Origin of the sequence: Kribbella sp. CA-253562, from assembly GCF_050942265.1 — a bacterium.
GTDB lineage: Bacteria > Actinomycetota > Actinomycetes > Propionibacteriales > Kribbellaceae > Kribbella.
The window spans coordinates 5,372,529-5,393,154 of record NZ_CP192049.1; the positions used below are offsets into that span (position 1 = coordinate 5,372,529).

The 20,626-nt window shown below is 69.3% G+C and carries 19 protein-coding genes; 10 read left to right on the forward strand and 9 right to left on the reverse strand.

Annotation, left to right across the window (positions count from 1 at the left end; translation table 11 throughout):
• Window positions 1-3 precede the first annotated feature (3 nt).
• The 6 genes from ACQPXM_RS25360 to ACQPXM_RS25385 all read right to left on the reverse strand — a co-directional run bounded on the left by ACQPXM_RS25360 (window position 4) and on the right by ACQPXM_RS25385 (window position 7,337).
• A complete protein-coding gene (locus tag ACQPXM_RS25360; RefSeq protein WP_432937571.1) occupies window positions 4-1,419 on the reverse strand; it encodes a family 2B encapsulin nanocompartment shell protein in 1,416 nt (471 codons plus the stop codon).
• Between the two features lie 409 nt (window positions 1,420-1,828).
• Window positions 1,829-2,716 carry an ABC transporter ATP-binding protein gene (locus ACQPXM_RS25365; RefSeq protein WP_432937574.1) on the reverse strand — a complete coding sequence of 296 codons (888 nt, stop codon included), beginning with the start codon at window positions 2,714-2,716 and terminating at the stop codon, window positions 1,829-1,831.
• Window positions 2,713-3,531, reverse strand: a complete 819-nt coding sequence (locus ACQPXM_RS25370) for an ABC transporter ATP-binding protein (protein ID WP_432937576.1) — start codon at window positions 3,529-3,531, stop codon at window positions 2,713-2,715. Before ACQPXM_RS25370 ends, ACQPXM_RS25365 begins: the two co-directional genes overlap by 4 nt.
• Complete coding sequence (locus ACQPXM_RS25375) at window positions 3,524-4,399, reverse strand: ABC transporter permease (RefSeq protein ID WP_432937579.1); 876 nt, start codon at window positions 4,397-4,399, stop codon at window positions 3,524-3,526. The genes ACQPXM_RS25370 and ACQPXM_RS25375 overlap by 8 nt, the downstream gene beginning before the upstream one ends.
• Before the next feature lie 5 nt (window positions 4,400-4,404).
• The gene (locus tag ACQPXM_RS25380; protein WP_432937581.1) at window positions 4,405-5,499 is read right to left on the reverse strand and encodes an ABC transporter permease; all 1,095 of its coding nucleotides are present in this window, start codon (window positions 5,497-5,499) and stop codon (window positions 4,405-4,407) included.
• Window positions 5,496-7,337, reverse strand: a complete 1,842-nt coding sequence (locus ACQPXM_RS25385; RefSeq protein ID WP_432937584.1) for an ABC transporter substrate-binding protein — start codon at window positions 7,335-7,337, stop codon at window positions 5,496-5,498. Before ACQPXM_RS25385 ends, ACQPXM_RS25380 begins: the two co-directional genes overlap by 4 nt.
• Before the next feature lie 403 nt (window positions 7,338-7,740).
• Between ACQPXM_RS25385 and ACQPXM_RS25390 the strand changes: the two genes are divergently transcribed.
• The 4 genes from ACQPXM_RS25390 (at window position 7,741) to ACQPXM_RS25405 (ending at window position 11,954) form a co-directional block, all read left to right on the forward strand.
• A complete protein-coding gene (locus tag ACQPXM_RS25390) occupies window positions 7,741-8,556 on the forward strand; it encodes a class I SAM-dependent methyltransferase (RefSeq protein WP_432937587.1) in 816 nt (271 codons plus the stop codon).
• A gap of 92 nt (window positions 8,557-8,648) precedes the next feature.
• The gene (locus tag ACQPXM_RS25395; RefSeq protein WP_432937589.1) at window positions 8,649-10,445 is read left to right on the forward strand and encodes a BTAD domain-containing putative transcriptional regulator; all 1,797 of its coding nucleotides are present in this window, start codon (window positions 8,649-8,651) and stop codon (window positions 10,443-10,445) included.
• Complete coding sequence (locus ACQPXM_RS25400) at window positions 10,442-11,254, forward strand: class I SAM-dependent methyltransferase (protein ID WP_432937592.1); 813 nt, start codon at window positions 10,442-10,444, stop codon at window positions 11,252-11,254. The genes ACQPXM_RS25395 and ACQPXM_RS25400 overlap by 4 nt, the downstream gene beginning before the upstream one ends.
• A 49-nt stretch (window positions 11,255-11,303) precedes the next feature.
• The gene (locus tag ACQPXM_RS25405; RefSeq protein WP_432937594.1) at window positions 11,304-11,954 is read left to right on the forward strand and encodes a carboxymuconolactone decarboxylase family protein; all 651 of its coding nucleotides are present in this window, start codon (window positions 11,304-11,306) and stop codon (window positions 11,952-11,954) included.
• A 49-nt stretch (window positions 11,955-12,003) separates the two neighbouring features.
• On the opposite strand, the gene ACQPXM_RS25410 is transcribed toward ACQPXM_RS25405, so the two are convergent.
• Window positions 12,004-15,561: a sacsin N-terminal ATP-binding-like domain-containing protein gene (locus ACQPXM_RS25410; RefSeq protein ID WP_432937597.1), complete on the reverse strand. Its 3,558-nt coding sequence runs from the start codon at window positions 15,559-15,561 to the stop codon at window positions 12,004-12,006.
• A 91-nt stretch (window positions 15,562-15,652) separates the two neighbouring features.
• Between ACQPXM_RS25410 and ACQPXM_RS25415 the strand changes: the two genes are divergently transcribed.
• From ACQPXM_RS25415 to ACQPXM_RS25430, 4 genes are read left to right on the forward strand one after another with little or no spacing between them, the layout of a single operon-like run.
• Window positions 15,653-15,868, forward strand: coding sequence for a hypothetical protein (locus ACQPXM_RS25415; protein WP_432937600.1), 216 nt, complete (start codon window positions 15,653-15,655; stop codon window positions 15,866-15,868).
• Between the two features lie 43 nt (window positions 15,869-15,911).
• Window positions 15,912-16,508 (forward strand): nitroreductase family protein, encoded by a 597-nt coding sequence (locus tag ACQPXM_RS25420; RefSeq protein ID WP_077014489.1) that lies wholly within the window; start codon window positions 15,912-15,914, stop codon window positions 16,506-16,508.
• Window positions 16,509-16,542: 34 nt separating this feature from the next.
• On the forward strand, window positions 16,543-17,346 hold the full coding sequence (locus ACQPXM_RS25425; RefSeq protein ID WP_432937604.1) for an SGNH/GDSL hydrolase family protein: 804 nt from the start codon (window positions 16,543-16,545) through the stop codon (window positions 17,344-17,346).
• A gap of 22 nt (window positions 17,347-17,368) precedes the next feature.
• Window positions 17,369-17,965: a GNAT family N-acetyltransferase gene (locus ACQPXM_RS25430; protein ID WP_432937607.1), complete on the forward strand. Its 597-nt coding sequence runs from the start codon at window positions 17,369-17,371 to the stop codon at window positions 17,963-17,965.
• Here ACQPXM_RS25430 and ACQPXM_RS25435 read toward each other — a convergent pair.
• Both ACQPXM_RS25435 and ACQPXM_RS25440 read right to left on the reverse strand, forming a co-directional pair.
• Window positions 17,962-18,576, reverse strand: coding sequence for a class I SAM-dependent methyltransferase (locus tag ACQPXM_RS25435; protein WP_432937610.1), 615 nt, complete (start codon window positions 18,574-18,576; stop codon window positions 17,962-17,964). The genes ACQPXM_RS25430 and ACQPXM_RS25435 overlap by 4 nt on opposite strands.
• A 45-nt stretch (window positions 18,577-18,621) precedes the next feature.
• Window positions 18,622-19,011 carry a YciI family protein gene (locus ACQPXM_RS25440; protein WP_432937613.1) on the reverse strand — a complete coding sequence of 130 codons (390 nt, stop codon included), beginning with the start codon at window positions 19,009-19,011 and terminating at the stop codon, window positions 18,622-18,624.
• A 160-nt stretch (window positions 19,012-19,171) separates the two neighbouring features.
• Here ACQPXM_RS25440 and ACQPXM_RS25445 point away from each other — a divergent pair, with 160 nt between their 5' ends.
• Both ACQPXM_RS25445 and ACQPXM_RS25450 read left to right on the forward strand, forming a co-directional pair.
• Window positions 19,172-20,011 (forward strand): metalloregulator ArsR/SmtB family transcription factor, encoded by an 840-nt coding sequence (locus tag ACQPXM_RS25445; protein ID WP_432937616.1) that lies wholly within the window; start codon window positions 19,172-19,174, stop codon window positions 20,009-20,011.
• Between the two features lie 5 nt (window positions 20,012-20,016).
• The gene (locus ACQPXM_RS25450; protein WP_432937618.1) at window positions 20,017-20,607 is read left to right on the forward strand and encodes a dihydrofolate reductase family protein; all 591 of its coding nucleotides are present in this window, start codon (window positions 20,017-20,019) and stop codon (window positions 20,605-20,607) included.
• Window positions 20,608-20,626 lie beyond the last annotated feature (19 nt).

Genomic DNA, 20,626 nt, shown 5'->3' on the forward strand with positions numbered 1-20,626 from the left:
GTGCTAGCCCTCGCGACCGATCTCGACGTCCTCGAGAATGCCGAGCGCGTCCGGCACCAGTACGGCGGCCGAGTAGTACGCGCTGACCAGGTAGTTGATGATCGCCTTCTCGTTGATGTTCATGAACCGCACCGACAGCCCCGGCTCGTACTCGTCGGGCAGTCCGGTCTGGTGCAGGCCGACGACGCCCTGGCTCTCCTCGCCGGTGCGCATCAGCAGGATCGAGCTGGTCCGGGTCTGGCTGACGCCGATCTTGTTGCACGGGAAGATCGGCACGCCCCGCCACGCCGGGACCCGGTGGCCGCCGAAGTCGGCGCTGTCGGGATAGATGCCGGCCTTCGTGCACTCCCGCCCGAACGCTGCGATCGTGCGCGGGTGGGCCAGGAAGAAGGCCGGCTCCTTCCAGACCATGCCGAGCAGCTCGTCCAGGTCGCCCGGCGTCGGCGGCCCGGAACGGGTCGGGATCCGCATGCTCAGGTCCGCGTTGTGCAGCAGGCCGAACTCGCGGTTGTTCACCATCTCGTGCTCCTGGCGTTCCCGCAGCGCCTCGATGGTCAGCCGCAACTGCTGCTCGGTCTGGTCCATCGGGTGGTTGTAGAGATCAGCGACCCGGGAGTGCACCCGCAGCACGGTCTGCGCGACGCTCAGCTCGTACTCCCGCGGCGTCGTCTCGTAGTCGACGTACGTGCCGGGCAGGTCGGCCTCACCCTCATGACCCGCGGAGAGCGCGATCTCGGCCTCGCCGTACTCGTCCTGGTCGGGCAGCGGGTTGGCCCGGAACGCCTCGATGTGCGACCGCAGGCTGTCCGAGCGCCCGACCAGCTCCTCGAACGAGCCCTGCGTCAGCGTCAGCAACGTGCACGGGGTGATCGCCTTGACGGTGTACTCCCAGTAGTCCTCGGACTCGAGGATCGCCCGGTAGGTGAAGTGGTCGCCGTCGGCAAGCGTCTGCAGCACGGTCTCGTCGCCGTACTTGCCGGCGCCGATCTTGTTCACCTTGCCGTGTGCGATCAGGCAGATCCGGTCGGCGGGCCGGCCCCGCTCGACGATCACGTCGCCGGGCTGGAACTCCTGCTGCTCGAACCGGTCGGCGAGCGCGGTCAGCACCTCGACGTCGTCGAAGCTGCGCAGCAGAGCCAGTTCGCACAGCTCCTGCGGGATCACCCGGACATCGGCTCCGGTCGTGGTGAAGGTGACCCGGCCGTCACCGACGGCGTAGTTGAGCCGCCGGTTCACCCGGTACGCACCGCCGTTCACCTGCACCCAGGGCAACAGTTTCAGCAACCACCGCGAGGTGATGCCCTGCATCTGCGGCTCGGACTTGGTCGTGGTCGCCAGGTTCCGCGCGGCGGCGGTTCCGAGGCTGAGTTGCGGTCGCTGCGTGGCGGCGTCGGACGACGCCGGTTCGGTCAAGGTCACGCGAAAAGCACCACCAATCGGGGTCGGACCGCCCGATCGCAGCACGCAGCGCCCCGCGAACACCGCGGGGTACGGTCGGCGATCTGGCGGACAGCTCTACTCGGGCAGGCAGGAAGGCTTTGCGGGCAGGCCGCGGTGAGCGGCTCGTCGGACAGAGGTGAGGTCCAGCCGCGGTCCCCACCGGTGGTCGCCACGAGCACCGGTGGCAACGCCGGCGCGGGACGGATCCGGCCGGCGGACGACTGCTCGGGACGCCCAGTTCGTCCCCTGCTCGGCCGGTCCGGCTGAATACGAACTCACCGTAACCGAGCCCTCACCGAGTGCGTCAAGAGACGCACACAGTGACGATCTTGCAAAGCCCTCACGACCCCGAATTAATGGCCGTGCGACCCCGACTCAATAGGTGTTCTCAGATGATCGGGGTCTCCGGAGCGGTGGCTTTCGGCGTACCGGCCTCGGCCGTGCCGGACAGTTCGTCGACCTCGATCCGGCCGGTCCAGCGCTGGTCGGGATCGGGTTGCGGAATCGAATCCAGCAACAACCGGGTGTAGGGGTGTGACGGCTCGTGCATCACGATGTCGACCGGTCCGCGCTCGACGATGCGGCCGCGGTTGATCACCATCACCGATCCGCCGAGGTAGTAGACGGTGGACAGGTCGTGGGTGATGAACAGGGTCGTCATGCCGTGCTCACGCTGGAAGTCCAGCAAGATGTCGAGAAACAGCCGGCGGACCTGGGCGTCGAGCATCGACACGGGCTCGTCCGCGATCACGAAAGCCGGCCGGAGCATGTGGATCCGGGCCAGCATCACCCGTTGCCGCTGGCCACCGGACAGCTGGTGCGGGTACCGGCCGAGGACACGGTCCGGGTCCAGCTTCACGGCGTCCAGAGAGCGCTCGATCAGGGCCAGCCCATCGGCACGGCTCGTGGCCAGACCGAACTTCTTGACCGCCTTCCAGAGCACCCGATCGACGCGGTAGAAGGGGTTGAAGATCGCGTACGGGTCCTGGAAGACCGGTTGCACGTTGCGCCGGTAGTCGTCGTACTCGGCGCGGCTGAGCGTGAAGATGTCCTTGCCGCCGTACTTGACGGTGCCGCTGGTCGGCTTCTGCAGGCCGAGCACGTTGCGGGCGATGGTGCTCTTGCCGCTGCCGCTCTGACCGACCAGGCTGACCACCTGCGGCGGTTCCGGGGAGAGCGTGAAGCTCGCGTCCTCGACCGCGGTGAGGTAGCCGCCGGCCGCGCCGCGCGCGTGGAACCGTTGCTGGACGCCACTGAGTTCGATCGTCTTGGTCACGATGCCCTCCTGCCGAGGCGCGGGATCGACTCGATCAACTGCCGGGTGTACTCGTGCTGGGGCCGCTTGTAGACCTGCCGGACGTCGCCGACCTCGACCAGCTTGCCCTCGTACATCACCGCGACCCGGTCGACCAGCTGCGCGTGCACGCCCATGTCGTGCGAGATCACGACCAGCGTGACGCCGAAGTCGCGCTGCAGGTCGACGAGGCTCTGCAGGATCACTCGCTGGATCGTCACGTCGAGCGCCGTGGTCGGCTCGTCGGCGATCACCAGGTCCGGCTCGAGCGCGACACAGATTGCCATCAGCACCCGTTGCTTCATCCCGCCGGACAGCTCGTGCGGGTACATCCGGGCCACGTCCGGCTCCAGCCCGACCTGCGCGAGCAGCCGCGGGATCAGCTCGGAGAGCGTGTTCTTGCGATCCGGTGCGTGTTCCAGAATGACGTCGCGGAACTGGTCGCCGATCCGCATCACCGGGTTGAGCGAGCTCATCGATCCCTGCGGCAGGTACGAGAGCGCGCTCCAGCGCAGCACCCGCAACTCCTCGCCCTCGACCTTCAGCAGGTCGACCAGCGACCGCCCGCGGGGACGGAAGATCGCGCTCCCCGCGGTGACCTTGCCCGGCGGCTTGAGCAGCCGCAGCAGCGCGACGGCGAGCGTGCTCTTCCCGCTCCCGGACTCCCCCGCGATGCCGAGGATCTCGCCGCGGTGTACGGCCAGGTCCAGCCCGGAGACCGCCTTCACCTCGCCGCGGTTGGTGGAGTAGCCGACCTCCAGGCCGGAGATCTCCAGCACGATGTCGTCGTCACTCACCAGCCACTCCTCTCAGCCGCGGGTTGTAGACCTCTTCGAGCCCGATGTTGATCATGTTCAGCGCCGCGAACAGCACCGTCAGCAGCGCGATCGGTACGACGAACATCGGCCAGGCGCCCAGCGTCAGCGCGCCGGTGTTGATCGCGTTGAAGATGATCTGACCGAGGTCGATCACCCCGCCCGGGCCGAGACCGATCACCTCCAGCCCGACCAGGCCGAAGATCGCGCCGAGCGCCGACGAGGCGAACCCGACGCCGATGAACGGCAGCAGGTTCGGCAGCAACTCGGTGACGATGATCTCCAGGTCACGGGCCTTGCTCACCCGCGCCAGGTCGACGTACGGGCGCGACCGCAGGCTGAGCACCTGCGAGCGGATGGTCTTGGCCGCGAACGGCCAGCTGAAGATCGAGATCATCACCCCGACCTGGAACAGGCTCACGTTCTTGGCGTACGCCGAGAGCGCGATCAGCAGCGGGAACGTCGGGATCACCAGCAGGATCCCGGTGAAGGTCGACAGCACGCCGTCCACCCAGCCGCCCTTGTAGCCGGCCACGAACGCGACGATCACGCCGACCACGGTCGAGATCACGCCGGCGATCGCGCCGATCTGCAACGAGACCGAGGTCGCGCTGACCACCATCGCCAGCACGTCGCGGCCGAACTGGTCGGTGCCGAGCAGGTGGTCCGGGCCGGGCACCAGCCACTTCTCGTACGCCGCGAACTCGAGCGGGTCCTTACCGTTGCCGACGGCATCGACAATCAGCGGGCTGAAGACGGCCAGCAGGATCATCGCCGCCAGCAGGGCCAGGCCGGTCGCGAGGCGTGGGCTGTGCCGGATCGTGTGTCCGGTCGCGGTCAATAGTCTCATCGTGATCACTTCCAGTACTTGACCCGCGGGTCAAGCAGGGGCAGCAGGAGGTCGAGCAGCAGGACGGCGGTGAGCACGGAGAAGATCGCCATGTCGGTGACGCCGAGGATCGTGTTGAAGTCGAGCTGCTGGATCGCCGTCACCAGCGTCGATCCCAGGCCCGGGTAGTTGAACAGCTGCTCGACCAGCACGTTGCCGTTGAAGATGAAGCCGAGCGAGATGCCGAACGCGGTGATCTGCGGCAGGTAGCAGTTGCGCAGCGCGTACCGGGTCAGGATCCGCCACGGCCTGAGGCCTTTCGCCTCGGCGTAGACCAGGTAGTCCTCGCCGAGCACCGGGACCATCAGCATCCGGGTGGACAGGATCCAGCTGAACGTCCCGATCAGCACTATCGACATGGCCGGCAGGAACCCGTACTTGATCACGCTGCCGATGAACTCCGGACTGAAGCCCGGACTGATCGTCGAGTCGTACGCCGACCGCGCCGGGAGCCAGCCGAGCGTGTAGGCGAACACGTACACGAGGATCAGCGCGACGAAGAAGAACGGCACGTGCGACAGCGCGATCGACAGGTTCGTGACGATCGTCGACCCGAGCTTGCCGCGCCGCCAGCCGGCGATCGCACCGATCAGGACGCCGAGCACCCAACTGATCACCGCGGCCATCCCGAGCAGGCCGATGGTCCACGGCAACGACCGCAAGATGACGTCCTGGGCCGGGGTCGGGTAGTTGATCAGCGACGGGCCGAGATCGCCGTGGAAGATCAGGTTCTGCATGTACTTCAGGTACTGGGTCAGGATGTTGCCGTCGAGGCCGAACTCGGTCTGGTAGCGCGCGATCACCTCCGCGCTGGCCGCCTGGTTGTAGACGTAGTTCTGCTGCAGGGTCTGGATCAGTGTCTGGATCGGGTCGCCGGGAATCATCCGGAAGAAGAAGAACGCGATCGTCAGCGCGCCCCACAGCTCGACCAGGTACAGCCCGAACCGCCGGATCGCGTACGCCGCCAACGGGTGCCGCGCCAGCCAGGCCCGCCAGCCGCGGGAGGGAGCGCTCTCCGCGCTCTCTCCCACGACCGTCGCGGACGGCGCGGTGGCGGTCACGCCGGTCCCTTCTGGCCGGTCGGCTTCAACCTTCCGAGCACGAAGATGAAGTGTGACCACCAGTTCAGCGGGACCTGGTACAGGTCGTCGTCGGTCGGCCAGCCGGTCCAGAACGTCGTGTTGAAGTACGACGGGTAGCCGGTCTGGATCACCGGCATCAGCGGCAGCTGCTGGAAGTAGATCTCCAGTGCCCGGTCCAGCAGCGGCTTCGCCTCGGCGCTCTTGGGGTCCAGAACGGCGAGCTTGGCCGACACCTCGTCCAGCTCCGGGTTCTTCAGCCGCTGCTTGTTCTTGCCGGCCGCGTTTTTGCCGATCGGCTGCGCCTTGTCGCTGGTCCAGTCGGTGTAGAGCTGCTGGGGGTCGAACGCGAAGCCGGCCCAGTTGGAGTCCAGGTCGAACTCGCCGCGCTCGAACTTCTCACTGTGCACGGGACCACTCAGGCTGCGTAGCGTCGCCGGGACGCCGGCCTTGCCGAGGTCGGTCTTGATCACGTTGGCGATCGCGTACTCGGGACCGTCGACCGGCGACGCGGTGATGATCTCGAGGTTGATCTCCTTGCCCTTGTACGTCCGCTTGCCGGCCGCGTTCTTCGGCGCGATCTCGTCGAGCAGGGCGTTCGCCTTGTCCGGGTTGTACTCGAACTTGTACTTCTCGGCCAGCTCGTCGTTCTTCCACTGGTCATTGCTCGGGTAGTCGGCCCACGGGTAGATCGCCGGCGGCACCTTCACCGGCCAGATCGAGGTGCCGATCTTCTCCCGGTCGATCAGGTAGTTGATCGCCTGGCGCATCTTCGGCTCGGCGATCACACCGCGTGCCGGGTCGCAGTTCGGCCAGATGACCCGCGGGTTGGGGTCGTGGAACTGGGTGGTGACCATCGCCGGGTAGCCGGTGTTGCGCAGTTGCCTGGCGTGCTGCTCGTCGATCGAGCCGACATCGAACTCGGCCCGCTCGAAGGCCAGCGCCGCGGAGTCCAGTTGCTTGGCCGTGCTCTGGTACACGACGTACTGCGGAGCCGGGTCCAGCTGCTCCTTGGCCCAGTAGTCCGGGTTCTTCTCCCAGACGAACATCCGCTGGCTGCGGATCGTCTGCTTCAGCTTGTACGGGCCGGTGCGGGTCGGCGGGTTCTCCTTGAACTTCGTCGGGTCCTGCCCCTTCCAGACGTGCTCGGGCAGGATGTCGAACGCGCTCGCGATCGCCGCGATGAAGTTGTAGTGCATCCGCGGACCGGGCTTCTTCAGCTTCATCACCGCGGTCTGGGCGTCCGGGACCTCGATCGACTGCACGAACTCAGCCAGGTCACCGCCGCCGCCGAACAGGTCCTTGCGGTCCTTCAGCAGCAGCACGGTGAACTTGAAATCGTTCGCGGTCAGCGGCTTGCCGTCGCTCCACTTCGCCTTGGGATCGAATTTCAAGGTCAGCTGGGTGTGCTCCGTGTTGTACTCGTAGCCCGTGCACAGCCAGGGCTTGAGCTCGCCGTTGGCCAGGTTCAGGTAGAACATCGCCTCGCGGCAGACCGACTCGAACCCGGCGCCGGACTGCCAGCCGTTCGGGATCATCGTGTTGAAGCTGTCGAAGACGTTGTACTCGACCTGGCCGACCACGACCGTCTGGTCACGCGGCGTGGGGATGTTCGCCTTGCCGATCTGCACCGACTTCGGGGCGGCGGCCGGCTTGTCGTTGGCCGGCTTGTCGGAGTAGGAACCGCCGTTGCCGGAGCAGGCGGCCAGCAGGCCGGACAGCCCCAGCGCCGCACCTCCCCCGACCACACTGCGGCGACTCAACTGGTGGCGCAGAACAGCTGCGACGTTTTCGAACTGCGGGCGCGGCGCGTCGTTCACGATCGGATCTCCTTCGGTCCGAGGGTGTGGCTCGGCCTCGGTCGGCGCGGCTGGCCGCGCCCCGGCCGGTGTGTCGAAAGGCATCTCCGTTTCGCGTGCTCGGGAGCCGATGTCACTGCTTGAAACGTTTCCAGGACTATAAGTAGCGATGACAACGATGGCAAGACTTCGCTGCCAGGCTTGCCAAATCTGCCGATATCCGCTGATCAGTGGATATACCAACTGCTGACAACGATGGCTTGCGCTCCGTGATCGCGGTGCTGTCTGGGCCGTCACACGCTTTGTCACACGGTGACCCGGTTCGCTCATCGTGTCGCCACCGCAGGTGGCGGCGAGCCCGGGACGGTCCCGGGCGACTCGTGTCACTGGGGGACGCGGCAACCAGTTCCAGGGGGAACCACGCATGACGAGTACCACTGTCGATTTCGAGGCGATCAAGGCCAAGCAGCGGGCCGGCTGGGAGACCGGCGACTATCCGCGGGTCGGCAACACCTTGCAGATCATCGCCGAACTGCTGGTCGAGGCGGCCGACGTCCGCGCCGGGCAACGAGCCCTGGACGTCGCGTGCGGTCAGGGCAACGCCGCTCTGGCGGCCGCGCGCCGGTTCGCCGAAGCGACCGGGATCGACTACGCCACCAACCTGCTCGAGCAAGGGCGCGAACGCGCCGCCGCCGAGCACCTGCCGGTGACCTTCACCGAAGGCGACGCCGAGAACCTGCCCGTGCCGGACGTTTCGTTCGACCTCGTGCTGAGCACGGTCGGCGTGATGTTCGCTCCGGACCACCAGCGGGCCGCGGACGAGCTGGTCCGGGTCACCAAGCCGGGCGGCAAGATCGCGCTCTCCTGCTGGACCCCGACCGGGATGGTCGGGCAGATGTTCAAGGTGGTCGGCAAGTGGGCTCCGCCGCCGGCCGGGGTGAAACCCGCCGTACTGTGGGGCACCGAGCAGCACTTGGCCGAACTCTTCGGCGACCGGGTCGAGTGGACCGCGCTCGAGAAGCGCGAGTACGTGTTCCGGTACCACTCGGCCGAACACTTCTCGGAGTGGTTCCGCGAGTTCTACGGGCCGATCACGAAGCTGGCGGCGAGTCTGCCGGAGGCCGAGCGGGCCCAGTTCGCGGCCGAGCTGGCCGACGTACCGCGCAGCTTCAACCGGGCCGACGACGGCACGCTCGCCGCGCACGCGGAGTACCTGGAAGCAGTCGGCGTACGCCGCTGACAGCGCATCGACCGGCGACGGCTGAGGGGACCGTCGCCGGTCGGTGACACCGGTGGGGGTGCGGGTTCACACTGAGGTCGGGGGGTGGGGTCATGGAGGGGACGATCAGGCTGCTCGGCCGGCCGTCGATCGAGTACGACGGGGTGCCCGTGCGGCCGCCGCGGGGGCGCAAGAGCTGGGCGCTGCTCGGCTACGTGCTGCTCGCGGAACGTCCACCGGCCCGCAAACGCCTCGCCGAACTGCTGTTCGCGGACGCCGAGGATCCGCTCGGCGCGCTCCGCTGGACACTGGCGGAGCTGCGCCGGGCGCTCGGCGTACGGGAAGCGCTCTCTGGTGATCCCGTGATGGTCTCGCTGGCGGGCGTGATGGCGGTGGACGTGCTGCAGGTGCTCAACGCACCCGATCCGGAGCAGCTGCTCGCGGTCGACGGCGAGCTGCTCGAAGGCGTCGAGCTGGAGTCCTGCCCGGACTTCGAGTCCTGGCTGATGGTCGAGCGGCAGCGGGTCGCGTCGGCGGTGGAGGCACGTCTGCGGGAGGCTGCGGTCGGGCTGGTCGCGGCAGGACGGGCGCGGGACGCGATTCCCTTTGCCAGCAAGGCGGTCGCGTCGAATCCGCTGGAGCAGGGAAACCACGAACTGCTGGTCCGGAGTCTGGCGGTCTCGGGCGATCGGCCGGCTGCGTTGCGGCAGATCGCGGTGTGCGAGGACGTGCTGCGCCGCGAACTCGGCGTCGAGGCGTCGGCCGCGCTGCGACAGGCGTCCGCGGTCGATCGCGAGCCGTCGCTCGAGGTCGTCGGGAGTCGTGCCACCGCGTCGAGCTCCTTCGAAGCAGGGCGGGCGGCAGTCGCCGCGGGGGTCGTCGAGTCCGGACTGGAGTGTCTTCGCAGAGCCGTCTCCGAGGCCGCGCGCTGCGGTGACACGGAGCTGCAGGGACGCGCTCTCGTCGCTCTCGGCGGTGCTCTCGTGCACGCGATCCGGGGTCGGGACGAAGAGGGCGCGATCACGTTGCAGGAGGCGATCCTAGTCGCGGAACGGGCCGGCGATCGTGCGACCGTCGTCGCGGCGTACCGGGAGCTCGGGTTCGTCGAGGTGCAGGCCGGGCGGCGGGCGACGGCCGAGAGCTGGCTGGCGAAGGCGGCGAAGCTGGCCGAGACCGACGAGGAGAACGCCGCGATCCTCGGCGTACGAGGAATGAACTCGTCGGATCTGGCCGACTATCCGGCCGCGCTGCGCCAGCTGGAGGAATCGGTCGACCTCGCGGCGCGGTGTGGCGATCCACGGCAGCAGGCTTGGTCGCTGTCGATCCTCGGGCGGGCGCATCTGCTCCGCGGGGAGTACAGCCAGGCGAGGGCCGCGATTGTCCGCTCGCTCGAACTGGTCAGGCAGCAACGGTGGGTCGCGTTCATGCCGTGGCCGCAGGCGTTGCAGGCCGAACTCGATCTGTACGCCGGGCGGGTGGGTGCGGCCGCCGAGGGGTTCGAACAGGCTTGGGCGCTCGGGTGCCAGGTCAACGATCCTTGCTGGGAAGGGATTTCGGCTCGGGGACTCGGCTTGCTCGCCGCTGAGCGCGGGGACTACCAGGGTGTGGTGCACTGGCTGGATCAGGCGGTTCGCCGCGCCAGCCGTGAACCGGACCGCTATCAGTGGGTGCACGCACACGTTCTCGACACGGCCGCCGCCACCGCGCTCGATCACGGGGACCTCGTCCGTGCCCGGCCGCTGGCCGGCCAGCTCGCCGCTCTGGCCGCACGCTGCGACATGCGTGAGTTGGTCGTCCGCGCCGAGCTTCACCTCGGCCGGCTGGGCGATCCGCAGGCGGTTCACTCCGCCCGGCGGATGGCCGCCGGTATCGACAATCCGAGTTTGACCGCTCTGTTAGAGGACCGATGATCAACACTGTCACGACGGACTGGACGGTCGTCGACGAAGGCTGGGGCCGCAAGGCGGTCGACTTCGCGACCCTGAGCGAACCGGCCAACTGCCGCGAGTATGTTGCCTTGCACCACCATCTCGGAGTCGCCGAGGGCGACCGTCTGCTGGACGTCGCGTGCGGTGCCGGCCTGGCGGTCGAGCTCGCGCAGTTGCGGGGTGCGATCTGCGCCGGGATCGACGCCGCTCCGCGGCTGATCGCGGTGGCTCGCGATCGCAACCCCGGCGCCGATCTCCGAGTCGGTGACATGCACGCGCTGCCCTGGGCCGACGCGAGTTTCGATGTGGTGACAAGCTTTCGCGGCATCTGGGGTACGACGCCCGCGGCGCTCGGCGAGATCCACCGGGTGCTTCGTCCTGGCGGACGCGTGGGGCTGACGGTCTGGGGTCATCTGAAGCAGTCGCCGGGCGTGTGGGCGTTGGCGCCGTTCCGTCTCGCGGCGGAAACCAAGGTGCGCAATCAGGCGAAGATGGTCTCGCTCGGCCGGCCGGGCGCCGGCGAGGAACTGCTCGGCCAGTTCGGTTTCACCGGGATCCGGCGAATCGCCGTGCCGTTCGCGTGGGAGTTCCCGGATCCGGTCGCGTACGCGCGAGCCCTCGCCTCCACCGGGCCGGCGTACGAGGCGATTCAGCAGGTGGGCGAAGAGGAGTTCCACCGCCGGGCGGTCGCCGAGGCGACGGAGAAAGTGCGCGCCGGGCTGCCGTTGCGCGCCGAGCTGGCGGTCACCGGATTCCTTGCCCACAAGCCCGAACTCGACGCCCAGACGTGAGCGCTGCGGGCGCCATCTACTCCGTTACCTTTCGATGGGAGCACTTCCGATGACCTTCCTGCCGTTTCCCGAGCCGGACGAGACAGCCCGGGCGAGCTTCGCCGACGAGCTCGCCGAGGTCGGGTTCGTGATGAACGGGACGCGCCTGTGGGCGTTCCATCCGGGGTTGAAGGACGGCCTGTTCGCCCTGCTCGGTTCGCTGGCCCGGGAACACGATCTGGACTTCCGGACCCGGGCGATCCTGGTCACCGCGACCGCGTCCTCGCTCGGCGACTCCTACTGCTCCGTTGCCTGGGGCACCAAACTCGCACGGGAGACGTCGGCCGAGCACGCCGCCGCCGCACTCACCGGAGACGACGCCCTGCTCTCCCCCGCGGAGAACGCTCTCGCGACCTGGGCCCGCAAGGTCGTCCGCGAACCGAACGCGACCACCGCCGAAGACCTCGAACCGCTTCGGCAGTGCGGCTGGACCGACCGGCAGATCTTCGGGCTGACCGCGTTCGTGGCGCTGCGGATCGCGTTCTCCACTGTCAACGACGCGCTCGGCGTACGACCGGACGCGGAGTACCACGACCTCGCTCCCGCGGCCGTCCTGGACGCCCTCCCGGCCGGGCGGCCGCTCGACTCACCGCGGCAGGCCGATCTGCCGCTCGAATCACCTCGGCCGGCCGATCGGCCGCTCGAGTCACCGCGGCGCTAGCTGGACGGCGCGTCGCTCCATCGCGGGCTCGGCCGATCTCCCTCCGCCGCTAGCTGGTCGTGGAGGGGTCGAAGGTCGCGTCGATCCGCAGTTCCGACGCCCGCGTCGGGTCGCTGAGGACCGCGAGGATCACGTGCCGCTGGTCCCAGCGTCCGGCCGCCCACGCGAGCGCCTTGGCCAAGCCGTTGAACGTCGCCGCGTGCGGCGCACCGTCGTCGTCGACCCACCACGAGACCTCGACCCCGTCGACGGTCAGCTCCTCGTGCTCCCACCAGAGCGCCGGTACGTCGGGAACGAGTTCCCGGACGATCGCCGGCACGTCGGCCGCCGTCCCCACCCCGTCGACCTTGCCGGCGGCAACTTCCCCGGCCATCGGGACCTCGAGCAGATCACTCAGCCCGTCCGCCACCACCCCGGACGCGACCACGAACCCACCGAGATCCCCCCGCTGCAACCACATCGGCGCATCCGCCACCACCGCGTCACCGGCGGCGACGACCCGGCTCATCACCTCGTCCGCACCACGGGACCACCCGGCGTCCGCACCGGCGGCACCCCTGTCGTCGGACCACCCGGTATCCGCACCGGCATTATCCGCGTCGTCAGACCACGCCGTACCCGCACCGGCTGCACCCTCGTCGCCGGACCACCCCGTATCAGCGCCAGCTCCGCGCCCATCGCCCTCTGCGGCTGGCGACGGTGCTGCGCCGAGCACCCGCACGTGGTGCGGTGCCGAGTCCGGGTAGACCGTCAACGTCCCGAGCTGCTGCCAGAGACTCAGGATCGCGCTCTCTCCGATCTTCCGTCGCGGATCGGCCAGTCGGTCCAGCAACTGCCCGACCCCGTCGACATCGAGGTCGCCGACGGTGCGCACCAGCCCAACCGCGGTCCGAACCTCCGGATCCAGCCGCGCCGTCCACTCCGGCGCCGGATCCAGCAGACGCGCCAGCACCGGATCCACCTCGGGATCCGCCCGCCCGGCCAGCGGCTCGCCGTCCTCCAGGAGAACGCGCTCTCTGATCCACCACGCGGCGTACGACGGTACGCCGTACGCGCGATCGTCCGGCCCGACCACCCGCGGCCGATCCACCAACGCCCGCCGCAACTCCGGCGACGACCCGAACATCTCCAGCACGCGCGGCCACGCGTCGTCGGTGACCCAGTCCAGATCCCGTACGGCGACCAGCTCGCCGACGGTCACGCCGTACCGCGAACCGTCCGGCGCGACGTCGTTGGCCCAGTCCTCGATCCCGTCGAGGTCGGCCAGTTCGTCCGGCAACTCGTCGAGCGTGACGTCCGCGGCCGCGACCGTTCCGAGCGTGCTCAGGACGCCGATCGCGCCCAGCGCTTCGGCGCCGTACCGCTCCAGCAGGTCGCCGTCGATCGGTGCGACCTCGTCGTGGTCCAGCACCGCCTCGGCCTCGGAGCCAGGGATCACCAGCGCGTTCGCCGGGACCAGTTCGCCGTCCGTGTCGCGCAGGAGGAGATCGGACAGCCACCACAAGCCATCAGCCTGGGCCGGATCCACCGCCACGACGGAGAGCACCGCGGCCGCGATCAGCTCGGGATCGTCGGCGTCGCCCGAGTTCTCCACCGCCGCCCGGACCGCGCTGTCCTCCAGCAGCGTCCGCGGAGTCGCGGGGAGCGCTCCCAGGCGTTCCAGCGTTTCGTGCGCCGCGTCCGGATGAACGACGCGGACGCCATACTCGCTGAAAGTCGCCAGTACGTCGCTCGGCAGCTCCCGCCCTGGCAACAACAACCCACGCACGCCGCGAACCAGCCGGCCATCGGCCAGCGGCACCGGCAACGTCCCCAGCGCCTCCCGCAGCAGCGGATCCGTCACCATCCCGGAGAGCGCTCCATACGTTTCCCGCCACCACTCGGGCGACTCCCCCGCCGCCCCGAGCTGATCCACCAACTCGGCCAGATCGAGCCGCCGAACCCCCAGCGCGTCCAACGCGACCCGATCACCTCGCCCGCTCCGCACCAGCCCACGCACGATCGGCGCCAGCACGCCGTTGAACGCGTCGTCGGCGCCTTCCACCACCACCGCGTCCCGCGGCGCCAACAGCCGCCGACCGTTGCCATCGGCCACCGGGTCGGCGAGGCCCGGATGCTCGCCACCACCCAGCCTTTCGCGCCGCTCGGCGCCGAGCCGCCCGGCCTCGATCCGCGCGACGTCTGCCCACCCAGCGTCCACCCACTCAGCCTCGCCCCCCTCGGCGTCGGCCGGCCCGGCGCCCACTCGCCCGGCATCGACCCGCCGGGCGTCGACCCACTCAGCCTCGACCCGCCCGGCGTCCAATCGCTCACCCTCGACCCGCCCGGCGTCGACCGGCCCGGCGTCACCACGCTCGGCGTCGACCGGCTCAGCGAGTGGATCGATCGAGCCGCCGCCGGACACCGTCCCCCCGGCTCCTGCACCTCCCGGCGGGTTCCCCACCGCCGGCAACAACGGCGTCGTCGGCAGAACCGCCAGAATCGCATCGCGGAGAGCGCGATCCAGCGCCCCCGCAGCGAGGCCGGTCGGCACCAGCGGCAGAACGTTCACGCCGGCTTCCGCCTGCTGCTGAAGAAGACCGGCGTACGCACGGGCAGCCTGCTCAACCAGGTAGTCGGTGAGCGGCCCCTTGGCAACATGCCGCCGCGCCGGATCCAACGGAAAGGTTGCCAACAGCAACACCGGCAGCGACAACGGCTCGTCGGTCGGCGTCGGCGCATAGACAGTCCGCGGTACCGCAGCATCGGCCGAGCGAGGCAGTGCCCAGAGCACCGACCAGTACGGCCGGCTTCGCTCCTCGACCGGGCGGTCCGCGAGCAACCGCTCTCTCGCGTTCTCGTCGAGCACTCCCGCGGCCCGTCGTACCACCCATCGCGACGTCACATCGGCGAGCACCCGCTCCTCGCCGTCCACGTCGATCTCGATCCGCTCCAGCCCCGGCAAGGCGAGCAGCAACGGGTCACCGGCCTCGGCGAGCAACCGCTGAACGAGCTGCCGCGCGGCGTCGTCGCGCAGCGGCAGGATCACCGCCGTGTCGTACCCCTCCGGCGGCTCCCCCTCGGCGGCGAACGGCAGCCGCAGTACCGGCACCTGGCCGTCGCGCCGGCGAACCTCCAGGTCCAGCCCTTCCGACCCCAACGCCGCCACAGCCGCCGCCGAGTCGGCGCGCGAGAACCGCACGCCGCCGGAGCGCGACAAGATCACCGGCTCGTCGCTCACCGCGAGCACCGCCGAGAACCCGACCCCGAACCGCCCGACCGCGATCGACGTGGGATCCGCTTGCTCCCCGACGCTAGCGGCGTCGTCCCGCTTCGCCGAGGCCCGCAGCGTCGCGAGCGACTCAACCCCCTCGGCCGTCAGCGGAGCACCGGTGTTCGTGACGACCAGCGTCCCGTCCCGCAGCGAGAACCGCACTCGGCCCAGCACCCCTGCCCGCACCGCCGCGTCGGCCGCGTTCTGCGCGAGCTCGACGACCACCCGGTCCAGATAGCCACCGAGCGCGAGATCCTCCTCCGCGTTCGCGTCCTCCCGGAACCGCACCGGCGCCGCCGCCCAGCCCGCGAGAACGCGCTCTCTGATCTGGGAACTCCCGAAGTCTTCGCTCACGGCCGGAGCCTATGCGGCCCGGCGCCGGGGACGGAATCGTGCCGGCGCATGGTCGCGGGTACCGCCAGCTGAACCTGCCGAGGAGGCCGTCATGGGAGTCCCAATCGTCATCGCACTGGTGCTGATCGCGCTGGTCGCCGTCGGCTTCGTGCTGTGGTCGCTGTTCGCGGCCGGTCGCGGCGCCGTGGCGGCCGGTCGGTCGATGGCATCCGATCATCCCGAGGAAACCGCGCCGCACACCGACGAGCGGACCAAGAGCCGGTCGGTCGACACCACGCCGCCGGACGACGAGCCGACCGCACGCTGAAAACCGTGTACCGCGAGAGCTGTCGACCGCGTACGTTGCACGAATGGACTTTCAGGACGTGGTACGACGGCGACGGATGGTTCGGCGGTACGACGTGGCGCGGGCGGTGCCGGAGAACGTGGTGGAGCGCATTCTCGACAACGCCCAGCGGGCTCCCTCGGCCGGGTTCTCACAGGGGTTCGGGTATCTCGTGCTCGACACCCAGGACGACATCGCACGGTTCCGGGCGGCGGCGACTCCGGACGAGCAGCCGGAGAACTGGCTGGCCGCGAACGTGCAGGCCCCGCTGCTGATCGTCGTGCACTCGAACAAGGACGCCTACCTCGACCGGTACGCCGAGCCGGACAAGGGGCACACCGACCGGGCCGAGGACTGGTGGCCGGTGCCGTACTGGGATGTCGACGCCGGGATGTCGGCCCTGCTGATCCTGCAGACCGCGGTCGACGAGGGGCTCGGCGCGTGCTTCTTCGGGCTGCCCGCCGACCGGATTCCGGTCTACCGCGAGCAGTTCGGCGTACCGGACAACTTCATGCCGATCGGCGCCATCTCGATCGGCTACTCCGACGAACCGCCCCGCGACCTGAGCAAGCGCCGCAAGCCGACCGGCGAGCTGGTCCACCGCGGCCGCTGGACCACCTGACCGTCAAACCTCACCGACCGGTAGGTTGGCGGCCGTGATCTCTCCTGGCAGCCGGTACGTCGCACTGGGCAGTTCGTTCGCGGCCGGGCCGGGAATCGCGCCCGTACTCGACAAGGCCGCGGGCCGGTCCGGGCGGAACTATCCGCACCTGGTCGCCGAGCGGCTCGGGCTGGACCTGGTCGACGTCACGTACTCCGGCGCGACGACCGCCCACCTGCTCACCGACCGGCAGGACGACGCGCCGCCTCAGCTCGACGCCGTCGGCCCGGACACCGCGCTGGTCACGGTGACGGCCGGCGGCAACGACCTGGAGTACATCGGCTCGTTCGTTCGCGGCAGCACGATGAACACCCTCGCCAAGCCGGCGACGATCTTCGGCCGCCGGGTCGCGAACCGGATCCGCGCCCGGGTCAGCTACCTGCGCGACGACACGGCGTACGACGCGGCCGCCGCCAACCTGGCCGAGATCGTTCGCCGGATCCAAGATCGCGCTCCCTCGGCGCGGATCCTGCTGGTCGACTACCTCGCCGTCGTCGGGCCCGCGACGCGGCCGCGGCTCGACGTACCGCTGAACGAGGAGCAGTTGCCGAGCGTCGCGCTGATGGCGGACCGACTGGCCGGCGCGTTCGCGCAGGCCGCGGAGAAGACGAGCGCGGAGCTGGTCGCGGTCTCCGAGGTGAGCAAGGAGCACGCGGTCGGTTCGGGCGAGCCCTGGACGACCGGTTTCAGTCTGCGCTCGCCGCGCTTCGGTGGTGTCGTCCCGTACCACCCGAACGAAGCCGGCATGGCCGCCGTCGCCGAGTACGTCGTACGGCAGCTCGAGCGAAGCCCGCAGTAGCGGTCTGCCTATGCTGCGAGGCGTGGTAGCTGACCCTCCGCAGATCCGGCCGGCCGAGGCCGACGACGTCGAGCCGATGGTGCGGACGCTGGTTCGCGCGTTCGAGGACTATCCGATGTCACGGTTGGCGATCGATCCCGACGGCTACCTCGACCGGCTGGAGCGCTACTACCGGCTCTTCGTGACGGGGATCGGCCTGCCGCACGGCAAGGTCTGGACCAGCAGCGACCACAGCGCCGTCGCCGTCTGGACCACGCCCCGGACGCCGCGGGACGTCCTGGCGCAGGTGGCGGACGAGTTCCACGAGATCGCGGGAGAGCGCGCTCTCCCGATGGAATCCGTGGGGCAGGCGATGGCCATCCTGCGCCCGGACGAACCGCTGTGGATCCTCGGCATGGTCGGCGTCGATCCCGGCCGCCAGGGCCAGGGCCTCGGCCGTGCGGTGATCGCACCGGGCCTGGCCTGCGCCGACGCCGAAGGCGCGGCCGCCTTCCTCGAAACGCAGACGGCCCGCAACGTCACGTTCTACGAGTCGCTGGGTTTCGACGTACTCGGTGAGATCGACCTCCCGAACGACGGACCGACCCACTGGGCCATGCGCCGCAAACCCCGCACCTAGCCGGGGCGGCGCGCCCAGAACAGAACGTGGCCACTGTTGCCTTCGGGCACGAACTCCTGTTCCTCAACGGTCAAACCGCTCCGGACGATCCACGCGCGGTTCGTGTCGGCGTCCGCGTGGCTCCACCACATGCTGACCCCGCTGTCGAGCCAGTCGCCGTCGACGCCGGTCCACTCGTGCTGACCGGTCGTGCAGACGAACCATCCGCCCGGTCGCAGCCACCGTGCGACCTTCGCCAGCAACTCCTGCTGCTCGTCCTGCGGGAGGTGGATCAGCATGTACAACGAGACCACGGCGTCGAACGACTCCGGCGGGAAGTCGAGCGCCGCCGCATCGGCCTGGATGAATGTTGCCTGAGGCACCAGTTCGCGCGCCCGGCAGACCTGCACCTCACTGAGGTCGACACCCGTGACGGCGTGTCCGGCGCCCGCGAGCTCGCGGGCGAGCGGGATCCCGCTCCCGCAGCCGATGTCGAGCACCCGGCTGCCCTCGTCGAGCCGCTGCGTGAGCCGGTCGATCCAGTCGCGGTACTTCGACTCGCCGCCGTAGGCCTCGTCGTAGCGCGCCGAGAGCGCGTCGTACCCGCGTCGAACGATCTCTTTCGGGTCCATGAAACTCGACGCTAGCGAGCCGACGCGCTCCGGGCGAACGGATTGTCAGGCCGGGGCTTCGCCCTCGGGGTGGACCTCGACCGGCTGGTTGCACGGCTTGCCACCGGGGCCGGGTGCCTGGGAGATCCGCAGAGCGAGCTCGAGAGCGCGTTCTTCGTTCTTCACGTCGACCACCCAGTAGCCGGCCAGGACCTCCTTGGTCTCGGTGAACGGCCCGTCGGTGATGATCGGCTCGCCGTTCTCGGTGGCCTGCACGGTTTTCATCTGGTCGGGACCGGACAGCCCCCGGCCCTCGACCAGCTCGCCGGACTCGACCAGCTCCTTGTTGAGCTCGTCCATGAAGCCCACCATCGCCATCACGTCGTCGTGCGACCAGGTCGCGGGCATCTCGTCCCAGCCCTGCTTGTTCGAGTGGATCAACAGCATGTACTTCATCCCAGCTCCTCCAGCTCCGGCCGGCGGCTACCGCCGACCCCCACCGAAGCGCCATTCGGCGCCTCCGTCAACAACGTCGGAGCCACTTCCGCGTTCTCGACATGGCCCCTCGCGAAGATATTCATTGACAGGAATATTCTTGGATGCGAATATCTTCGGCATGGACAAGATCGCCGCTGCACTCGGGGATGCCGCGCGGTGGCGGATCGTCGAACAGCTCGCCGACCGTCCGCGCTCGGTCGGCGAACTGGCCGAACTGACCGGGCTGCGGCAACCCCAGACCACCAAGCACCTGCAGACGCTCGCGCGGGCCGGCCTCGTCACGGTCTTCCCGCTCGGTCAACGCCGTGTCTACGCGCTGGAGAGCGAACCGCTCCACGCGCTCGAACGCCGACTGCGCGAACTCGCCGAAAGGACCGAGGCGCACGCGGACGAGCGCGACGTGATCGCGCGCTACCGCACGGCCATCGAGCGCGAGTCCGCCGTGGCCGACCAAGATCGATGGGCCGACGGCCGCCTCTTCTCCTTCGAACGCGCGCTGGCCGCGCCGCCGGACCTCGTCTGGCAGTACTGGACCGATCCCGAGCTGCTCGCCTCCTGGTGGGCGCCGCGGCCGATGACGATCGTCGACGCGGTCCTCGAACCGACCCCAGGCGGCCGCGCCGTTCTCGAGTACGCCGATGCCGAGGGCAATCGGTACCGGTCCGAAGGATCGGTCAGTACGGCGCGCGACAGCGAGCGCCTCGTGTTCACCCTGGCCGTTCTGGACGCGGAGAGCGCGATCTCGTTCTCCGGCCAGTACGCCGTGGAGCTCGCGGCGGTCCCGACCGGCACCCAGTTGCGGCTCGACCTGCGGATCGACCAGACGACCGTCGACGCGGTCACGTACATCGCCGGCATCGAGACCGGCTGGAACCAGGTGCTCGACAACCTCGCCGAGGTGATCGGCGAAGGCGCCGCGTCGCGGCGTACCGGAACTTCCACCACGGACAAGGACTGACTGCCATGAACGATCGCACGGTGACCGCGAATCTGGCCCTCACGCTCGACGGGCGCTATCACGGGCCGGAGGGGCCGAACGACTTCGGTGCGTTCGTGCCGTACGTCAGCACGGAGGTCGCGCGCGACCACCTGAGCCGGATCTGGGAGAGCGCGACCACCGCCGTTCTCGGCCGGAACAACGCCGAAGGCTTTCTCGGGTACTGGTCGCCGGTCGCCGACGACCCGGCCGCGGACCCGCGCGACCGCGGCTACGCGAAGTGGCTGGTGGAGACCGAGAAGGTGGTCTTCTCGACCACGCTGACCGAGGCGCCGTGGGAACGCACCCGGCTCGTCAGCGCCCCGGCCGCGGAGGTGATCACCGAACTGAAGTCCACCGGTGACGGCGACATCCTGGTCAACAGCAGCGCGACCCTGATCAAGCCGTTGCTCGCCGCCGACCTGGTGGACCGGCTGTACCTGATGGTGGTTCCGGAGATCGTGGGCGGTGGGCGGCGGCTGTTCGACGACGGGCTGCCGGCGACGAAGTGGTCGCTGTCGCGCCAGGAGACCGGCGAGCTCGGCGAGCTGGCGCTGATCTACGACCGCGTCCGCTGACGACCCGCTGAGCTGCGCA

What these genes read in the sequence shown, in the direction of transcription:
- ACQPXM_RS25375 (WP_432937579.1), bottom strand. Translation starts at nt 4,399, where the DNA reads ATGAGACTATTGACCGCGACCGGACACACGATCCGGCACAGCCCACGC.
- ACQPXM_RS25390 (WP_432937587.1), top strand. Translation starts at nt 7,741, where the DNA reads ATGACGAGTACCACTGTCGATTTCGAGGCGATCAAGGCCAAGCAGCGG.
- ACQPXM_RS25395 (WP_432937589.1), top strand. Translation starts at nt 8,649, where the DNA reads ATGGAGGGGACGATCAGGCTGCTCGGCCGGCCGTCGATCGAGTACGAC.
- ACQPXM_RS25400 (WP_432937592.1), top strand. Translation starts at nt 10,442, where the DNA reads ATGATCAACACTGTCACGACGGACTGGACGGTCGTCGACGAAGGCTGG.
- ACQPXM_RS25405 (WP_432937594.1), top strand. Translation starts at nt 11,304, where the DNA reads ATGACCTTCCTGCCGTTTCCCGAGCCGGACGAGACAGCCCGGGCGAGC.
- ACQPXM_RS25415 (WP_432937600.1), top strand. Translation starts at nt 15,653, where the DNA reads ATGGGAGTCCCAATCGTCATCGCACTGGTGCTGATCGCGCTGGTCGCC.
- ACQPXM_RS25420 (WP_077014489.1), top strand. Translation starts at nt 15,912, where the DNA reads ATGGACTTTCAGGACGTGGTACGACGGCGACGGATGGTTCGGCGGTAC.
- ACQPXM_RS25435 (WP_432937610.1), bottom strand. Translation starts at nt 18,576, where the DNA reads ATGGACCCGAAAGAGATCGTTCGACGCGGGTACGACGCGCTCTCGGCG.
- ACQPXM_RS25440 (WP_432937613.1), bottom strand. Translation starts at nt 19,011, where the DNA reads ATGAAGTACATGCTGTTGATCCACTCGAACAAGCAGGGCTGGGACGAG.
- ACQPXM_RS25445 (WP_432937616.1), top strand. Translation starts at nt 19,172, where the DNA reads ATGGACAAGATCGCCGCTGCACTCGGGGATGCCGCGCGGTGGCGGATC.
- ACQPXM_RS25450 (WP_432937618.1), top strand. Translation starts at nt 20,017, where the DNA reads ATGAACGATCGCACGGTGACCGCGAATCTGGCCCTCACGCTCGACGGG.